At 71.2% G+C, this 16,595-nt stretch carries 14 protein-coding genes and 1 rRNA gene; 11 read left to right on the top strand and 4 right to left on the bottom strand.

The features are described from left to right. Window positions 1-4: 4 nt before the first annotated feature. Window positions 5-739, bottom strand: a complete 735-nt coding sequence (locus ABEB09_RS13585) for a DUF3109 family protein (RefSeq protein WP_380839522.1) — start codon at window positions 737-739, stop codon at window positions 5-7. A gap of 208 nt (window positions 740-947) precedes the next feature. Here ABEB09_RS13585 and ABEB09_RS13580 point away from each other — a divergent pair, with 208 nt between their 5' ends. The 4 genes from ABEB09_RS13580 (at window position 948) to ilvD (ending at window position 5,354) form a co-directional block, all read left to right on the top strand. Beyond that, the gene (locus ABEB09_RS13580) at window positions 948-1,880 is read left to right on the top strand and encodes a Ppx/GppA family phosphatase (RefSeq protein ID WP_345690154.1); all 933 of its coding nucleotides are present in this window, start codon (window positions 948-950) and stop codon (window positions 1,878-1,880) included. A gap of 57 nt (window positions 1,881-1,937) precedes the next feature. Beyond that, on the top strand, window positions 1,938-2,765 hold the full coding sequence (locus ABEB09_RS13575; protein WP_345690153.1) for a sugar phosphate isomerase/epimerase family protein: 828 nt from the start codon (window positions 1,938-1,940) through the stop codon (window positions 2,763-2,765). Continuing rightward, window positions 2,762-3,379 (top strand): TetR/AcrR family transcriptional regulator, encoded by a 618-nt coding sequence (locus tag ABEB09_RS13570; RefSeq protein ID WP_345690152.1) that lies wholly within the window; start codon window positions 2,762-2,764, stop codon window positions 3,377-3,379. Before ABEB09_RS13575 ends, ABEB09_RS13570 begins: the two co-directional genes overlap by 4 nt. Window positions 3,380-3,500: 121 nt before the next feature. Further along, complete coding sequence (gene ilvD / locus ABEB09_RS13565; protein ID WP_345690151.1) at window positions 3,501-5,354, top strand: dihydroxy-acid dehydratase; 1,854 nt, start codon at window positions 3,501-3,503, stop codon at window positions 5,352-5,354. A 427-nt stretch (window positions 5,355-5,781) separates the two neighbouring features. On the opposite strand, the gene ABEB09_RS13560 is transcribed toward ilvD, so the two are convergent. Continuing rightward, window positions 5,782-7,866, bottom strand: a complete 2,085-nt coding sequence (locus ABEB09_RS13560; RefSeq protein ID WP_345690150.1) for a protein kinase domain-containing protein — start codon at window positions 7,864-7,866, stop codon at window positions 5,782-5,784. A gap of 154 nt (window positions 7,867-8,020) precedes the next feature. Here ABEB09_RS13560 and ABEB09_RS13555 point away from each other — a divergent pair, with 154 nt between their 5' ends. The 5 genes from ABEB09_RS13555 to proC all read left to right on the top strand — a co-directional run bounded on the left by ABEB09_RS13555 (window position 8,021) and on the right by proC (window position 11,565). After that, complete coding sequence (locus ABEB09_RS13555; protein WP_345690149.1) at window positions 8,021-8,332, top strand: peptidase; 312 nt, start codon at window positions 8,021-8,023, stop codon at window positions 8,330-8,332. Window positions 8,333-8,375: 43 nt separating this feature from the next. Then, window positions 8,376-8,885 (top strand): hypothetical protein, encoded by a 510-nt coding sequence (locus tag ABEB09_RS13550; RefSeq protein WP_345690148.1) that lies wholly within the window; start codon window positions 8,376-8,378, stop codon window positions 8,883-8,885. Between the two features lie 245 nt (window positions 8,886-9,130). After that, window positions 9,131-9,913 (top strand): ABC transporter ATP-binding protein, encoded by a 783-nt coding sequence (locus tag ABEB09_RS13545; protein ID WP_345690147.1) that lies wholly within the window; start codon window positions 9,131-9,133, stop codon window positions 9,911-9,913. Further along, complete coding sequence (locus ABEB09_RS13540) at window positions 9,910-10,647, top strand: ABC transporter permease (RefSeq protein ID WP_345690146.1); 738 nt, start codon at window positions 9,910-9,912, stop codon at window positions 10,645-10,647. Before ABEB09_RS13545 ends, ABEB09_RS13540 begins: the two co-directional genes overlap by 4 nt. A gap of 108 nt (window positions 10,648-10,755) precedes the next feature. Further along, on the top strand, window positions 10,756-11,565 hold the full coding sequence (proC, locus tag ABEB09_RS13535; protein ID WP_345690145.1) for a pyrroline-5-carboxylate reductase: 810 nt from the start codon (window positions 10,756-10,758) through the stop codon (window positions 11,563-11,565). Window positions 11,566-11,583: 18 nt separating this feature from the next. Here the strand turns inward: proC and ABEB09_RS13530 are convergent, their stop codons facing one another. Then, window positions 11,584-12,189 carry a cysteine hydrolase family protein gene (locus ABEB09_RS13530; protein ID WP_345690144.1) on the bottom strand — a complete coding sequence of 202 codons (606 nt, stop codon included), beginning with the start codon at window positions 12,187-12,189 and terminating at the stop codon, window positions 11,584-11,586. A 93-nt stretch (window positions 12,190-12,282) separates the two neighbouring features. Here ABEB09_RS13530 and ABEB09_RS13525 point away from each other — a divergent pair, with 93 nt between their 5' ends. Next, window positions 12,283-13,263, top strand: a complete 981-nt coding sequence (locus ABEB09_RS13525; RefSeq protein ID WP_345690143.1) for a GlxA family transcriptional regulator — start codon at window positions 12,283-12,285, stop codon at window positions 13,261-13,263. On the opposite strand, the gene trpS is transcribed toward ABEB09_RS13525, so the two are convergent. Then, the gene (gene trpS, locus ABEB09_RS13520; protein ID WP_345690142.1) at window positions 13,230-14,234 is read right to left on the bottom strand and encodes a tryptophan--tRNA ligase; all 1,005 of its coding nucleotides are present in this window, start codon (window positions 14,232-14,234) and stop codon (window positions 13,230-13,232) included. The two genes, ABEB09_RS13525 and trpS, sit on opposite strands and share 34 nt — an antisense overlap. Before the next feature lie 815 nt (window positions 14,235-15,049). On the opposite strand from trpS, the gene ABEB09_RS13515 reads away from it, so the two are divergent. Beyond that, window positions 15,050-16,577, top strand: a 16S ribosomal RNA gene (locus tag ABEB09_RS13515). The last annotated feature ends 18 nt before the right edge of the window (window positions 16,578-16,595 follow it).

Below are 16,595 nucleotides of genomic sequence, written 5' to 3'. Positions count from 1 at the left end.
CGGACTATCGCGCCGGGTCCGCCGGGTGCGGGGCCACCAGAGGCAGCTGCGACGCCAGGCGGGCCTCGCACAGCTCCACCAGCACGTCGTACGCCGCCTTGCCCATCAGCTCCGTCAGCTCCGGGCGGTACGTCACGTACACCGGCTCGCCCGCGCCGTGCGCCGACGTCGCCGACGTGCACCACCAGTGCAGGTCGTGCCCGCCCGGACCCCAGCCCCGGCGGTCGTACTCGCCGATCGACACCTGGAGGACCTTGGTGTCGTCGGGCCGTTCGATCCAGTCGTACGTACGCCGCACCGGCAGCTGCCAGCAGACGTCCGGCTTCGTCTCCAGCGGCTCGCGCCCCTCGCGCAGCGCCAGGATGTGCAGCGCGCAGCCGGCGCCGCCTGCGAAGCCCGGCCGGTTCTGGAAGATGCACGAGCCCTTCCAGCGACGCGTCTGCCGGTCGCCGTCCTCGTCGAGCTGCACCCAGCCGCTGTCGGTGCCCACGTCGTGGAACTGCCACAGCTCGGGCGTCAGCCGCTCCACGTGCGAGGCGACCCGCTGCTCGTCCTCCTCGTCCGAGAAGTGGGCGCCCAGCGTGCAGCAGCCGTCGTCGGCGCGCCCCGCCTGGATGCCCTGGCAGCCGCTGCCGAAGATGCACGTCCAGCGGGACGTCAGCCAGGTCAGGTCGCAGCGGAAGACCTGGTCCTCGTCGGCCGGGTCCGGGAACTCCACCCAGGCCCGCGGAAAGTCCAGCCCCTTTTCGTCGGAGGCGTCGGAGGCACCGGAGGCACCGGGGACGCCGGGGAGGTCGGAGGCCTCGGAGACCCCGGGGGCTCCGGCGGTGCCCGGGGCCTTGTCGCTCTTCTTGCCTGCCCCGGTTTTGCCCGGCTTGGCCTTCTTCGTCTTTGGCACACACCCAGCGTATGCGGAGGCCCCCGGCAGGGGGCAGTAGCGTTCAGGCATGAGACTCGGAGTCCTCGACGTCGGTTCGAACACGGTGCACCTGCTGGTCATGGACGCGCACCCCGGCGCCCGACCGCTGCCCGCCCACTCCCACAAGGCGGAGCTGCGCCTCGCCGAACTGCTCGACGCGGACGGTGCGATCGGCGCCCACGGCGTCGAACGGCTCGTCACGATCATCGGTGACGCCCTGCACACCGCCGAGGAGAAGGGCTGCGAGGAGGTCCTGCCCTTCGCGACCTCCGCGATCCGCGACGCCTCCAACGCCGACGCCGTGCTCCGGCGCGTCAAGGAGGAGACCGGCGTCGGCCTCCAGGTCCTCACCGGCGAGGAGGAGGCCCGCCTCACCTTCCTGGCCGCCCGCCGCTGGTTCGGCTGGTCCGCCGGGAAGCTGCTGCTGCTCGACATCGGCGGCGGCTCCCTGGAAGTCGCGTACGGGATGGACGAGGAGCCCGACGCCGCCGTGTCCCTGCCGCTCGGCGCCGGGCGGCTCACCGCGGGCTGGCTGCCCGGCGACCCGCCGGACCCGGCCGACGTGAAGGCGCTGCGCCGCCATGTGCGCGCGGAGATAGCCCGGACGGTCGGCGAGTTCGCCCGGTTCGGCAAGCCGGACCACGTCGTCGCCAGCTCCAAGACGTTCAAGCAGCTCGCCCGCCTCGCGGGCGCCCCCGGCTCCTCCGAGGGGCTGTACGTGCAGCGCGAACTGAGTCGTACGTCACTCGAGTCCTGGGTCCCGAAGCTCGCCGTCATGACCGCCGAGCAGCGCTCCGGCCTGCCCGGCGTGTCGGAGGGACGGGCGGCACAACTGCTGGCGGGCGCCCTGGTCGCGGAGGCCGCGATGGACCTGTTCGGGGTCGTGGAGCTGGAGATCTGCCCCTGGGCGCTGCGCGAGGGCGTGATCCTGCGCCGCCTCGACCACCTCCCCGAGGCATAGGCCCTGCCCGCCGGACCTCCTCCCCTACGTGCGGGCCCTCCCCGTACGCTGTCCCTCGTGGCAGAACCGTCCGAAGCAGTGGTGCGCGTCCCCGATGCGAAGGTCGCCCTGTCGACGGCCTCGGTCTACCCGGAGTCGACGGCGACGGCCTTCGAGATCGCCGCACGCCTCGGCTACGACGGTGTCGAGGTCATGGTCTGGACCGACCCGGTCAGCCAGGACCTGGAGGCCCTGCGCCGGCTCTCCGACTACCACCAGGTGCCGATCCTCGCCGTCCACGCCCCCTGCCTGCTGATCACCCAGCGCGTCTGGTCGACCGACCCGTGGGTCAAGCTCCAGCGCGCCCAGGCCGCCGCCGAGAAGCTCGGCGCGTCGACGGTCGTCGTCCACCCGCCGTTCCGCTGGCAGCGCCAGTACGCCCGGGACTTCGTCGCCGGCATCTGGCGGATGGCCCACGAGACGGACGTGCGGTTCGCCGTCGAGAACATGTACCCGTGGCGCTACCGGGACCGCGAGATGCTGGCGTACGCGCCCGAGTGGGACGTCACCAAGGACGACTACCGGCACTACACCATCGACCTGTCCCACACCGCGACCGCCCGTACGGACACCATGGCCATGGTGTCGCGGATGGGCGACCGGCTCGGACACGTCCACCTGGCCGACGGGCGCGGCTCCGCGAAGGACGAGCACATGGTGCCCGGGCGCGGCACGCAGCCCTGCGCCGAGCTGCTGGAGCACCTGGCCCGTACCGGCTTCGACGGGCACGTCGTCATCGAGGTCAACACCCGGCGCGCCATGTCCGCCGCCGAACGTGAGGCCGACCTCGCCGAGGCGCTGGCCTTCACCCGGCTGCACCTGGCGTCGACGGCCCGTATCCCATGAGCGGCACTCCGGGAGCCCGCAGGGGGCGCGGACGTCCGCCCGCCTCGGAGCGCGCCGAGGGCCCGGGCGCCCGCGAACGCATCCTGGAGGCGGCCCGCTCCGAGTTCGCCGAGCGCGGCTACGACAAGACGTCGGTACGCGGGATCGCCAAGGCAGCGGGCGTCGACGCGGCGCTCGTCCACCACTACTTCGGTACGAAGGACGAGGTCTTCGCGGCGGCGGTGGAGGTCTCCTTCGAGCCCGCGCTGATCATCCCGGCGGTCCTCGGAGCCGGCCCCGAGGGGATCGGCGAGCGCCTGGCCCGCTACTTCATCGGCGTGTGGGAGAACCCGGCGACCCGGGCACCCCTTCTCGCGATCATCCGCTCCGCCCTCACGCACGAGGCGGCCGCGAAGGTCCTGCGCGGCTTCGTCCTGCGGCGGCTCCTGGAGCGCGTGGCCGCGGACCTCGCCGTACCGGACCCGAAGTTCCGGGCGGAGCTGGCGGCCTCCCACATGATCGGCATCGCGATCCTGCGGTACGTCATCCAGGTGGAGCCGCTGGCCTCGGCGGACCCGGAGGAGATCGTGGCCATGGTGGCGCCGACGCTCCAGCGGTACCTGACGGAGGCGTGAGCCCTCGTGGCCCTACCGAGGGGTGAGCATCCCGTCCCGGTATCCGGACGCGCTGTCCAGATCTTGGAGCGGCGGCGTACGCTCGAAGAAGCCGGTTTCATTTGATGAGGAGCGAGCGACGATGCCCGAGCTGAGGTCCCGCACTGTCACCCACGGCCGCAACATGGCGGGCGCCCGCGCCCTTATGCGTGCCTCCGGGGTACCGGGCGCGGACATCGGCCGCAAGCCGATCATCGCCGTCGCCAACTCCTTCACCGAGTTCGTCCCCGGCCACACCCACCTCCAGCCCGTCGGCCGGATCGTCAGCGAGGCCATCAGGGCCGCCGGCGGCATCCCCCGCGAGTTCAACACGATCGCCGTCGACGACGGCATCGCCATGGGCCACGGCGGCATGCTCTACTCGCTGCCCTCCCGCGATCTGATCGCCGACTCCGTCGAGTACATGGTCGAGGCGCACTGCGCCGACGCGGTGATCTGCATCTCCAACTGCGACAAGATCACTCCGGGCATGCTGATGGCCGCCCTGCGCCTCAACATCCCCGCGGTCTTCGTGTCCGGCGGCCCCATGGAGTCCGGCCGGGCCACCCTCGTCGACGGCACGGTCCGCACGCTCGACCTGGTCGACGCGATCTCCGACGCCGTCAACGACAAGATCTCGGACGAGGACATCCTCCGGATCGAGGAGAACGCCTGTCCGACCTGCGGCTCCTGCTCCGGCATGTTCACGGCCAACTCGATGAACTGCCTGACCGAGGCCATCGGCCTCTCCCTGCCCGGCAACGGCTCCGTGCTCGCCACGCACACGGCCCGGCGCGCCCTGTACGAGAACGCCGCGCGCACGGTCATGGACCTGACCCGCCGCTACTACGAGCAGGACGACGAGAGCGTCCTGCCGCGCAACATCGCGACCTCCGCGGCCTTCGAGAACGCCATGGCCCTGGACATCGCCATGGGCGGCTCGACCAACACGATCCTGCACCTGCTGGCCGCGGCCCAGGAAGCGGGCGTCCCGTTCGGCCTGGAGGAGATCGACGCGGTCTCGCGGCGCGTTCCGTGCCTGGCCAAGGTCGCGCCGAACGTCGCGAAGGACCGGACGTACTACATGGAGGACGTCCACCGCGCCGGCGGCATCCCCGCCCTGCTCGGCGAACTGCACCGCGGCGGCCTCCTCGACGAGGACGTCCACGCCGTCCACAGCCCCTCGCTCGGCGACTGGCTGAAGACCTGGGACGTCCGCGGCGGCTCCCCCTCGCCGGAGGCCGTAGAGCTGTGGCACGCCGCTCCCGGGTGCGTCAGGTCGGCGGAGGCCTTCTCCCAGTCCGAGCGCTGGGAGGCGCTGGACGACGACGCCGAGAACGGCTGCATCCGCTCCGTCGAGCACGCCTACTCCAAGGACGGCGGCCTCGCCGTCCTGAAGGGCAACCTCGCCGTCGACGGCTGCGTCGTGAAGACCGCCGGCGTCGACGAGTCGATCTGGACCTTCGAGGGTCCGGCCGTCGTCTGCGAGTCGCAGGAGGAGGCCGTCGAGAAGATCCTCAACAAGCAGGTCAAGGACGGCGACGTCGTCGTCATCCGCTACGAGGGTCCGCGCGGCGGCCCCGGCATGCAGGAGATGCTCTACCCCACGTCCTTCCTGAAGGGCCGTGGCCTCGGCAAGACCTGTGCGCTCATCACCGACGGCCGCTTCTCGGGCGGCACGTCCGGCCTGTCCATCGGCCACGCCTCGCCCGAGGCTGCCGGCGGCGGCACGATCGCCCTCGTCGAGGACGGCGACCGCATCCGCATCGACATCCCGAACCGCGGGATCGAACTGCTGGTGGACGACGAGACGCTCGCGGCCCGGCGCGCCGCGCTGAACGGCGTGTACGCCCCGAAGAACCGCACGCGCAAGGTCTCGGCGGCTCTGCGCGCGTACGCGGCGATGGCCACGAGCGCGGACAAGGGCGCCGTCCGAGACGTCACCAAGCTGGGCTGAGCGGCCGGTACCGCAGTTCCGCCGTTGCGGGCGCGCGCACCCGGTTCCGCCGTTGTGGGCTGGCGTCGCTGTGCCGCCGTTCCGTCGTTGTGGGCTCGCGCCGCGGTGCCGCCGTTCCGTCGTTGTGGGCAGTCGTTCCGCAGGGCGGAACGGGTGGGCACAACGACGGAACGGCCACCCGGCCTGAGGGCCACCCCCTGCGCGCCACGATGGTGGGTGGGTCCGGGTGCGGACCGGGGGTCACGTGCTCAGATTGGCTCGCTCGGGCCCATGAGCGTGAAACGTCTCAGCACCGCCAATCCTGCGCGCGCGACCCCCGGTCCACCCCCGTTCCGTGCATGGGCGTCTGACCCCCGGTGGGGGGTGGGGTAGGTGGGACCGCCCGCCCGGTGGGCCGCTCACCCCCGGTGGGGTGGAGGCGGCTGCCCTACCAACCCCCGGCGTCCACCCCGAACACCGAGCCGTCCGGTGCCGCCGCGTACACCCGGCCCCCGGCCACCACGGGCGCCGGCAGCAGAGGCGCGAACGTATGGCGGCCGCCGGCCATGCGCGGATCCGTCTGGCCCACCAGCACACCCCGCCCCGCGTCCACCACGAGCAGCCGCCCGTCCCCGGCCGTCAGGAACACGCGCCCCTCCGACACCACCGGCCGTGACACCCGCGCCGCCCCGGTCTCCAGCCGCCACCGCTCGGCGCCGCCCGCGCCCACGCCGACCGCCGCGAGGGAGCCGCCCGAGCCGACCACGTACACGACGTCGCCGTCCACGACGGCCTGCGCCTGGTCGGCGGGGGCCGTCAGGGGGACCCGCCGCACCCCGCGGTCGGCGGTGTCGAGCCGTACGACCGCGTCCGTGTACATGTCCTTGTCGGCCGACAGCAGCACCAGCGCGCCGTCCACCGCCTGGACCGGGCTCAGCGAGCCCTTCACCCGCTTCTGCCACAGCACCCCGCCGCCCGCCGGGTCGACGGCGCTGACCAGCGTGGACGAGCCGTCCACCGCGACGGACGCCGCGAAGAGCACCCCGCCGCCCGCCACCCACTGGGCGCCCCGCGCGGCCGGGCGCTTCGTCCAGCGCTCCGTACCGGTCGTGGCGTCGAGGGCACGTACGCGGCCGTCGGCGAGCACCACGAGCGCCGCGTCGCCGCTGTGCAGCACCTGTGCGTACGCGCCGAGGTCCAGGCCCCACCGCACGGCCCCCGACTCCGGGTCCAGCGCCTCCAGCCGGGCGCCGCCCCCGCTCGCCGTACCCGGGCCGACCGCGTGCAGCAGCCCTCCGGCCGGCACCAGGGTGGCTTCCGCGTCCGGCGCGGCGGGCCCGGCGGACGGCACCGACCAGGCGCGCACCCCGTCGGCGAGCCCGAGCCGCGCGGCCTTCACACCGGGCGCCGAGCAGTACAGCGCCGCGTCGGCGGCCGCGCACAAGGGCGGACGGTCCCCGCCGAGCGTCACCGACCAGGGCCGGAAGGCCTCCTCGGCGGAGGTACGCCGGCCGTTCGACGGGTCGCCGCCGAACCCCTGCACGGCCACCACCCCGCCCACCACCGCCGCGGCCACCGCGGTCAGCGCGGCCACCCACACGAGCGGGCTCCTGCGGCGGCGTACACCTTCCCGTGCGACGGGCCCTACCGGCCCGACCGGTGCCGTGACCGCCCCGTCGACCGGCCCCCGCTGTGCCGGAATGTGCCCCTCCGGCGCCCGTAGCGCACTCATCAGCTCGTCGGGCGTCGGCCGCGCCGCCGGGTCCTTCGCCAGGCAGCGCCTCAGCAGCGGCGCCAGGTCCTCCGGCACACCCGCCAGATCCGGTTCGTTGTGGACGACCTGGTACGCCACGATGTACGGGCTGTTCGAGTCGAAGGGCCCCCGCCCGGTCGCCGCGTGCACCAGCACCGCGCCCATCGCGAACACGTCCGCCGCCGGCCCCACGTCCCGGGGCCGCTGGAACTGCTCGGGCGCCATGAAGGGCGGGGTGCCGATCAGCTTGCCCGTCTCGGTGCGCAGGTCGCTGTCGGCGGGGCGCGAGATCCCGAAGTCGATGACCTTCGGGCCGTCCGCGGCCAGCAGTACGTTGCTGGGCTTCAGGTCGCGGTGCACGACGCCCGCGCGGTGGATGTCGCGCAGCGCCTCGGCCAGCCCGGCCCCCAGCCGGCGCAGCTCGGCCGCGCTCAGCGGGCCGTTCCGCTTCACCCGCTCCGACAGGGTCGGGCCGTCGATGAACAGCGTCGCCATCCAGGGCCGCGCCGCCTCCGGGTCCGCGTCCACGACCGGCGCGGTGAACGCCCCGCTGACCCGCCGGGCCGCGTTGACCTCCTGCCGGAAACGGGCCCTGAACTCCGGGTCCGCCGCATGCTCCACGTGCACGACCTTGACGGCGAGACGCAGCCCCGAATCGGACGTCGCCAGCCGGACGACCCCCATGCCACCGGATCCCAGGTACGCGTCGAGCCGGTACCTCCCGGCGTACTCCGGATGCTCCGCTTCCGGTACGGGCCCGGTACTGCGCAGCGGCGGCATCGTCCACCCCCGTGTGTGTTCGTCCGCACGCGCGACGCACGCGCGACGCACGGAGCCTAGTCGATGATGCGTGCGATGACGGTGTGGCTTGTTAGCCTCCGTCGTGTCGCACCCGCATCCGGCGGGGCGCCTCATGGGGGGAGGCCGTACGGCCATGGAGAGCACCGGAAGCACGGAAGAACTGGCGGGCGCCGAGGCCCGTGTCGAGACCATGTCGGTCAAGCGCTACCCGGTCGCACCGGGCGTCCGCCTGAACGTCCGCAGCGGCCCCGGGACGCAGTACGGCATCGTGAAGGTGCTGCCCGAGGGCGTCAGCGTGCCCATCAACTGCCAGACGCCCGGCACGTGGGTCACCGGCCCGTACGGCACGTCGAACCTCTGGGACAACATCGCCAACGGTCAGTACGTCTCCGACGCGTACGTGATGACCGGCAGCGACGGGTACGTCGCCGTGCGCTGCGGCTGACGCCTCCCGCAGGGCCGGGCGGCCGCCGGGGATAATCGACCCCGTGAGCGACGACCTGACGACCCCGAGCACCCCCGAAGGGCCGCAGCCCGAGCCCCTCCGTTTCTTCGGCACGACCTGGGTCGGCCACGACGGCGGGTACGGACTGCGGCGCGCCGGTGTCGCCGCCGGCTCGCTCGCCGCGGCCGCCGCCGGTGCCTTCGTGCTGCGGTTCGCCTACCAGGGCCTGGCCATCGCCCAGGTCGGCGGGTTCGTCAACGCGCTGGTCGTCGTCATGTTCGCGATCTGCACGGCCATCGCCTTCCGCAAGACGTGGGAGGGGTTCGCGCGCCGCCCCGCCGACCCGTCGCGCGAGGACGCCCTGCGCGGCCTGAAGGCCATCGGCTTCCTCGGCTCGCTCCTCGCGTACTTCGTGCGCTCCCTCTTCGAGGCCCCCGGCGAGAAGCTGCTGCGCGCCGAGTACGAGACGGCCCGCGCCCAGTACGAGAAGCGCCGCGCCGGCCGCACCGGCAACCCGGCCGCCCGCAAGAAGCGCCCCAAGCGCCGCCCGTAGCCGACGACGCAGTCCTGCGGGTGAAGGCCCTGGTCCCGAGCACCGCGGCTGTCGCCGGCCCTCGCCCCATCGGTGTCCCACTCCGAGGTGTACGTCGCCGCGGACGCCGCGACCGCGCACTCCCCGGCAGTCGGCCGGTTCCTCCGGCGCGACGACGCGCCTCGCGCCCGCGTGCCCTCTGCGCGGCCCGGCCGCCCCCCTCCGCCCCCTTGACTCCTCCCACCCCCAGGCGCAGTATTCATCACATGATGAATTCTCCGGGTGCCGCCATCCACGCCCGTGGCCTCACCGCCGTACGGGGCACCCGCACCGTCCTGCGCGGCCTCGACTTCTCCGTGGAACCCGGCAGGATCACCGGCCTCCTCGGCCCCTCGGGCTGCGGCAAGTCGACCCTCATGCGCGCCGTCGTCGGCACCCAGGCCAAGGTCACCGGCACCCTCGACGTCCTCGGCCGCCCCGCCGGCGACGCCTCCCTCCGCACCCGCATCGGCTACGTCACCCAGGACCCCTCCGTCTACGACGACCTGACCGTCCGCCAGAACCTGGAGTACTTCGCCGCCGTCCTCCTGCCCGGCCGCCGCCACCGCGCCGCCCGTGCCGAAGCCGTCACCCGCGCGATCGGCGACGTCGACCTCACCAGCCACGCCGACGCCCTCGCCGGCAACCTCTCCGGCGGCCAGCGCAGCCGCGCCTCCCTCGCCGTCGCCCTCCTCGGCACCCCCGAACTCCTCGTCCTCGACGAGCCGACCGTCGGCCTCGACCCGGTCCTCCGCCGCGACCTGTGGGAGCTGTTCCACCGCATCGCCGCCGACCGCGGCGCCACGCTCCTCATCTCCTCGCACGTCATGGACGAGGCCGAGCGCTGCCACCGCCTCCTCCTCATGCGCGAGGGCGAGATCCTCGCCGACGACACCCCCGAAGCCCTGCGCCGACGCAACGACACCGCCACCGTCGAACAGGCCTTCCTCCACCTCGTCGACACCGCAGCCGCCCTGACCGCCCCCGCACACCCCCAGGACCAGCGATGAACGGCTCCCGCACCCTCGCCACCGCCGCGCGCGTACTGCGCCAGCTCCGCCACGACCCGCGCACCATCGCCCTGATGCTCCTCGTCCCGGTGCTGATGATCACCCTGCTCCGGTACGTGTTCGACGGCAGCCCGCGGGTCTTCGACAGCATCGGCGCGTCCCTGCTCGGGATCTTCCCGCTGATCACGATGTTCCTGGTGACCTCCATCGCCACCCTGCGCGAGCGCACCTCCGGCACGTTGGAACGGCTCCTCGCCATGCCGCTCGGCAAGCCCGACCTCATCGCCGGCTACGCCCTCGCCTTCGGGCTCCTCGCCATCGTCCAGTCCGCCCTCGCCACCGGCGTCGCCGTCTGGCTCCTCGGCCTCGACGTGGTCGGCTCGCCCTGGCTGCTGCTCCTCGTCGCCCTGCTCGACGCGCTCCTCGGCACCGCCCTCGGGCTCTTCGTCTCCGCGTTCGCCGCCTCCGAGTTCCAGGCGGTCCAGTTCATGCCGGCCGTGATCTTCCCGCAGCTCCTGCTGTGCGGCCTGTTCACCCCGCGCGACAAGATGCAGCCCGCCCTCGAAGCCGTATCGGACGTCCTGCCCATGTCGTACGCCGTCGACGGCATGAACCAGGTCCTGCGCCACACCGACGTGACCGGCGACTTCCTCCGTGACGTCCTGGTCGTCGCCGCCTGCGCACTCGCCGTCCTCGTCCTGGGCGCCGCCACCCTCCGCCGCCGCACGGCGTAGCCCGTACCGCACCGTGGACATCGCCGCCACGGCCCGGCCCACGGTGCAAGGATGTTGCACGGCATGAATGCGCCATTCATGTGAAGCAACGGCGAGGTGAGCAGAGCAATGACCCAGACAGTCGCAGTCCTCGGCACCGGAAAGATCGGCGAGGCGCTGCTCAGCGGCATGATCCGGGCCGGCTGGCCGGTCACCCACCTCCTGGTCACCGCCCGCCGCCCGGAACGAGCCGAGGAACTCCACACCCGCTACGGCGTCGAGACCGTCTCCAACGCCGACGCCGCCAAGCGCGCCGACACCCTGATCCTCGCGGTCAAGCCGCAGGACATGGGCAAGCTCCTCGACGAACTCGCCCACCACGTGACCCGCGACCGCCTCGTCATCAGCGCGGCCGCCGGCATCCCCACCTCGTTCATCGAGGAACGCCTCGCCCCCGACACCCCTGTCGTCCGCGTCATGCCCAACACGCCCGTCCTGGTCGACGAGGGCATGTCCGTCATCTCCGCCGGCAGCCACGCCACAGCCGACCACCTCGCCCACACCGAGGAGATCTTCGGCGGCGTCGGCAAGACCCTCCGCGTCCCCGAGTCCCAGCAGGACGCCGCGACCGCCCTCTCCGGCTCCGGCCCGGCCTACTTCTACTACCTGGTCGAGGCCATGACGGATGCCGGCATCCTCCTCGGCCTGCCTCGTGCCCAGGCCCACGACCTGATCGTCCAGGCCGCCATCGGCGCCGCCGTCATGCTCCGCGACAGCGGCGAACACCCCGTGAAACTGCGCGAAGCCGTGACCTCCCCCGCCGGCACCACCATCAGCGCCATCCGCGAACTGGAGAACCACGGCGTCCGCGCGGCCCTCATCGCCGCACTCGAAGCCGCCCGCGACCGCAGCCGCGAACTGGCCTCCGGCAACGGCTGACCCGCCACCGGGCCGGGGTCACACCGCCCCGGCCCCCAGCAGCACCTCCGCCGTCGTCACGACCTTCGCGAACCGCCCGCCGTGCAGCGACACCGCCGTCGCCCGCGACAGCTCCTCGGCGCTCGCCGTCCACCCGAACGGTCCCGCCAGGTCGAAGGTGTGCATCGCGTCGAGCGGGAACAACACCTCGTACCCCAGGTTCCCGCCCATCCGCGCGGTCGTCTCGTTGCACATGTTCGTCTGGATCCCGGCGATGACGATCTGCCGCACCCCCGCGCCCTTCAGCCACGCGTCCAGGTCGGGCTCCCCGTAGAACGCCGAGTTCACCGACTTCGTCACCAGCAGCTCGGGCCCCGACCCCTTGCCCCGCCGCTCCTCCACGACGTCCTTGAACGCGTTCCCCGCATGCCCCACGCGCAACGGCGAGCGCGAATCGGCGGGCGAGTCGTGCCGTACGAAGACGACGGGCCGCCCCGACGCCTGCCACGCGTCGATCAGCGCCGCGATGTTCCCCTCCGCGTCCGGATTGTTCCGCCGCCCCCAGAACTCCTCCTCGAACCCCTTCTGTACGTCGACGACGATCAGCGCCGCGTTCCCGGCGACCTCAAGCTGCGCGTTCTCCATGCCCACGATGCTCCCGGCACCACCACCGCCCCACCAGTGGCAGGAACGCCACGTGTCGATGACTTGCTGCCACGCCCTGAGATCCTGGGCCCCATGCACCGCATCGCGCTCGTCGCCTTCCCCGGCATCCGCGCCTTCGACGTCTCCGTCATCACCGAGGTCTGGGGCAGTGAACGCCCCCTCCGCGGCGTCCCGCCCTTCGAACTCCACCGCGCCGCCGCCGACCCCGACACGCCCCTCCCCATGCCGGGCGGCCTCACCCTCACCCCCGACCGCCCCCTGACCTGGCTCGACCGGGCCGACCTGGTCGTCGTCCCCGGCCTCGTCGACCCCGACACCACCGTCCCCGGGCCCGTACTCGACGCCCTCCGCCGCGCCCACGCGGCGGGCACCCCCGTCGCCGCCCTCTGCGCCGGCGCCTTCGCCCTCGCCCAGGCGGGCCTCCTCGACGGCCGCCGGGCCGTCACCCACTGGCAGCTGGCACCCCGCCTCCAGGCCCACTACCCCGATGTCACCGTGGAACCCGACGCCCTGTTCGTCGAGGACGGCGGCATCTGGACCTCCGCCGGCACCGCCGCGGGCATCGACCTCTGCCTCCACCTCGTCCGCACCGCCCACGGCGCCGAAACCGCCGCGACCATCGCCCGCGCCATGGTCACCGCCCCGTTCCGCACCGGCACCCAGGCCCAGTTCATCGAACGCCCCACCCCGCGAGCCGACCGCGACGCCGACGCCCTGGCCGCCGTACGCGCCCACGCCCTCGCCCACCTCGACGAACCCCACACGGTCGCGACCCTCGCCGCCCGCGCCGGCATGTCCCCCCGCACCTTCGCCCGCCACTTCCAGGCCACCACCGGCACCACCCCGCTCCGCTGGCTCATCACCCAGCGCGTCTCGGCCGCCCAGAAACTCCTCGAACGCACCGACCACCCCCTCCCCGAAGTGGCTCGCCGCGCGGGCTTCGGCAGCGAGGTGACCATGCGCCAGCACTTCGCGTCCCACCTCGCCACCAGCCCGCGCGACTACCGGGCCGCCTTCCGTCACACGGCCGGGAGCAGCCCCACGGCCCCATAGGCGCGGTCGACCACCGGCCGCGCCAGCGCCCGCGCCCGAGCCGCCCCGTCCCGCAGCACCCCGTCCACATACGCGGGATCGGCCACCAGCTCCGCGTGCCGCTTCCGCACCGGCCGCAGCGCCTCCACGACCGCGTCGGCCACGTCGCTCTTCAGCGCCCCATAAGAGGAGTACTCACCGGCCAGCACCTGGGGATCGGCCCCACCACCCCGGCAGGCCGCCAGCACCTCCAGCAGATTCGCGAGCCCGGGCCGCTCCTGCGGGTCGTACACGACGTCCTGCCCGGAGTCGGTCACCGCCCGCATGACCTTCTTCCGCACCACGTCGGCCTCGTCCAGCAGATAGACGATCCCCGGCCCCGCGTCGTCCGACTTCCCCATCTTGGCCGTCGGATCCTGCAGGTTCATCACCCGTGCCGCCACCGCCGGAGCCGTCGCCCTGGGCACGGTGAACGTGTGCCCGTACCGCTGGTTGAACCGCACCGCCAGATCCCGGGTCAGCTCGACGTGCTGCGTCTGGTCCTCCCCGACCGGCACCTCGTCCGTCTCGTACGCCAGGATGTCCGCCGCCATCAGCACCGGATACGTCAGCAGCGACAGCCGGACGCTCCCGCCCCGCTCCCGCTCCCGCGCGGCCTTCTCCTTGTACTGGATCATCCGCCGCATCTCACCGTCGGTCGCCGTGCACTCCAGCAGGTACGACAGCCGCGCATGCTCGTCCACATGGCTCTGTACGAAGAGCGTGCACCGCTCCGGATCGAGCCCCGCCGCCAGCAGCAGGGTCGCCGCCTGCCGGCTGAGCCGCCGCACACGCGCCGGATCGTGCTCCACCGTGAGCGCGTGCAGATCGACGACGCAGAACAGCGCGTCCGCCCGGTGCTGGTCCACCTCGACCCACCGCCGCACCGCCCCGAGGTGGTTCCCCAGCGTCAGATGCCCGCTCGGCTTGATCCCACTGAAGATCCGCGTCACCGCTGTCTCCCTTCGTCTCCTGGTCAGGACCGCCGCGCCTGCGGCCGGCCCCCGGAGGGGGAGAAACGCGAACGGCCGCCGGGGCGGCGGCCGTTGTCTGCATGCGTGTCAGCTGGGCCGCCGGTCAGGCGGCCCACCACTGAAGGATGCACGCATGCGCTGTCATGCCCCCAGGCTACGGGACGAGCCTCAAGTTGACACGGGTTTGCCAGATCCGTAGTGTTCTCCGAGTTGTCCGACGTGAGCGCCGACTCCGGTCGGTCCCCGGACAGCCATTCCGCAAGATCCACCCTCAGCGAGCGACACTCCGTCGCGCCGCTCCGTGTGCGCTTTTGCGAAATGGAGAATCCCCGTTCGAGAGAACGAGCCCGATTAGCGTCGGGGCCCCGGATTCGCTAAAGTCTCACCTCGTCGGAACGGCCCAACAGCCGGAAAGACAACCCCCTCTGACTGGGAGTCAGGCCCGAAAGGATCTGATAGAGTCGGAACCGCCGGAAAGGGAAAGCGCGAAAGCGAAGAACAGCCCGGCAGCCCGCTCCAGCGGGTGGCAGAAACGGAAAACGGATCTGCTAAGCTGGAAACACCGAAGGGAAGCGCCCGGAGGAAAGCCCGAAAGGGTGAGTACGAAGGAAGCGTCCGTTCCTTGAGAACTCAACAGCGTGCCAAAAGTCAACGCCAGATATGTTGATAACCCCGTCTCTCTGAGACGAGGTTCCTTTGAAAAACACAGCGAGGACGCTGTGAACAGGAAGCGGGACTATTCCTCCCGCCCTGTTCCGCTCAACGCGAGTGTTGACCCGGATCACCGGGAAGCATTCACGGAGAGTTTGATCCTGGCTCAGGACGAACGCTGGCGGCGTGCTTAACACATGCAAGTCGAACGATGAACCTCCTTCGGGAGGGGATTAGTGGCGAACGGGTGAGTAACACGTGGGCAATCTGCCCTGCACTCTGGGACAAGCCCTGGAAACGGGGTCTAATACCGGATATGACCACTTCAGGCATCTGATGGTGGTGGAAAGCTCCGGCGGTGCAGGATGAGCCCGCGGCCTATCAGCTTGTTGGTGAGGTAACGGCTCACCAAGGCGACGACGGGTAGCCGGCCTGAGAGGGCGACCGGCCACACTGGGACTGAGACACGGCCCAGACTCCTACGGGAGGCAGCAGTGGGGAATATTGCACAATGGGCGAAAGCCTGATGCAGCGACGCCGCGTGAGGGATGACGGCCTTCGGGTTGTAAACCTCTTTCAGCAGGGAAGAAGCGAAAGTGACGGTACCTGCAGAAGAAGCGCCGGCTAACTACGTGCCAGCAGCCGCGGTAATACGTAGGGCGCAAGCGTTGTCCGGAATTATTGGGCGTAAAGAGCTCGTAGGCGGCCTGTCGCGTCGGATGTGAAAGCCCGGGGCTTAACCCCGGGTCTGCATTCGATACGGGCAGGCTAGAGTTCGGTAGGGGAGATCGGAATTCCTGGTGTAGCGGTGAAATGCGCAGATATCAGGAGGAACACCGGTGGCGAAGGCGGATCTCTGGGCCGATACTGACGCTGAGGAGCGAAAGCGTGGGGAGCGAACAGGATTAGATACCCTGGTAGTCCACGCCGTAAACGTTGGGAACTAGGTGTGGGCGACATTCCACGTCGTCCGTGCCGCAGCTAACGCATTAAGTTCCCCGCCTGGGGAGTACGGCCGCAAGGCTAAAACTCAAAGGAATTGACGGGGGCCCGCACAAGCGGCGGAGCATGTGGCTTAATTCGACGCAACGCGAAGAACCTTACCAAGGCTTGACATACACCGGAAACACTCAGAGATGGGTGCCCCCTTGTGGTCGGTGTACAGGTGGTGCATGGCTGTCGTCAGCTCGTGTCGTGAGATGTTGGGTTAAGTCCCGCAACGAGCGCAACCCTTGTCCCGTGTTGCCAGCAGGCCCTTGTGGTGCTGGGGACTCACGGGAGACCGCCGGGGTCAACTCGGAGGAAGGTGGGGACGACGTCAAGTCATCATGCCCCTTATGTCTTGGGCTGCACACGTGCTACAATGGCCGGTACAAAGAGCTGCGATACCGTGAGGTGGAGCGAATCTCAAAAAGCCGGTCTCAGTTCGGATTGGGGTCTGCAACTCGACCCCATGAAGTCGGAGTCGCTAGTAATCGCAGATCAGCATTGCTGCGGTGAATACGTTCCCGGGCCTTGTACACACCGCCCGTCACGTCACGAAAGTCGGTAACACCCGAAGCCGGTGGCCCAACCCCTTGTGGGAGGGAGCTGTCGAAGGTGGGACTGGCGATTGGGACGAAGTCGTAACAAGGTAGCCGTACCGGAAGGTGCGGCTGGATCACCTCCTTTCTAAGGAGCACATAGCCG

It is taken from the genome of Streptomyces coeruleoprunus, from assembly GCF_039542925.1.
In the GTDB taxonomy this organism is placed as follows: domain Bacteria; phylum Actinomycetota; class Actinomycetes; order Streptomycetales; family Streptomycetaceae; genus Streptomyces; species Streptomyces coeruleoprunus.
This window is presented reverse-complemented; position numbering and strand designations above follow the sequence as displayed.

Bases quoted from the DNA above. Each gene is read 5' to 3' on its own strand.
- ABEB09_RS13580 (WP_345690154.1), top strand. From the start codon at position 948: ATGAGACTCGGAGTCCTCGACGTCGGTTCGAACACGGTGCACCTGCTG.
- ABEB09_RS13570 (WP_345690152.1), top strand. From the start codon at position 2,762: ATGAGCGGCACTCCGGGAGCCCGCAGGGGGCGCGGACGTCCGCCCGCC.
- ilvD (WP_345690151.1), top strand. From the start codon at position 3,501: ATGCCCGAGCTGAGGTCCCGCACTGTCACCCACGGCCGCAACATGGCG.
- ABEB09_RS13560 (WP_345690150.1), bottom strand. From the start codon at position 7,866: ATGCCGCCGCTGCGCAGTACCGGGCCCGTACCGGAAGCGGAGCATCCG.
- ABEB09_RS13555 (WP_345690149.1), top strand. From the start codon at position 8,021: ATGGAGAGCACCGGAAGCACGGAAGAACTGGCGGGCGCCGAGGCCCGT.
- ABEB09_RS13545 (WP_345690147.1), top strand. From the start codon at position 9,131: ATGATGAATTCTCCGGGTGCCGCCATCCACGCCCGTGGCCTCACCGCC.
- ABEB09_RS13540 (WP_345690146.1), top strand. From the start codon at position 9,910: ATGAACGGCTCCCGCACCCTCGCCACCGCCGCGCGCGTACTGCGCCAG.
- proC (WP_345690145.1), top strand. From the start codon at position 10,756: ATGACCCAGACAGTCGCAGTCCTCGGCACCGGAAAGATCGGCGAGGCG.
- ABEB09_RS13530 (WP_345690144.1), bottom strand. From the start codon at position 12,189: ATGGAGAACGCGCAGCTTGAGGTCGCCGGGAACGCGGCGCTGATCGTC.
- ABEB09_RS13525 (WP_345690143.1), top strand. From the start codon at position 12,283: ATGCACCGCATCGCGCTCGTCGCCTTCCCCGGCATCCGCGCCTTCGAC.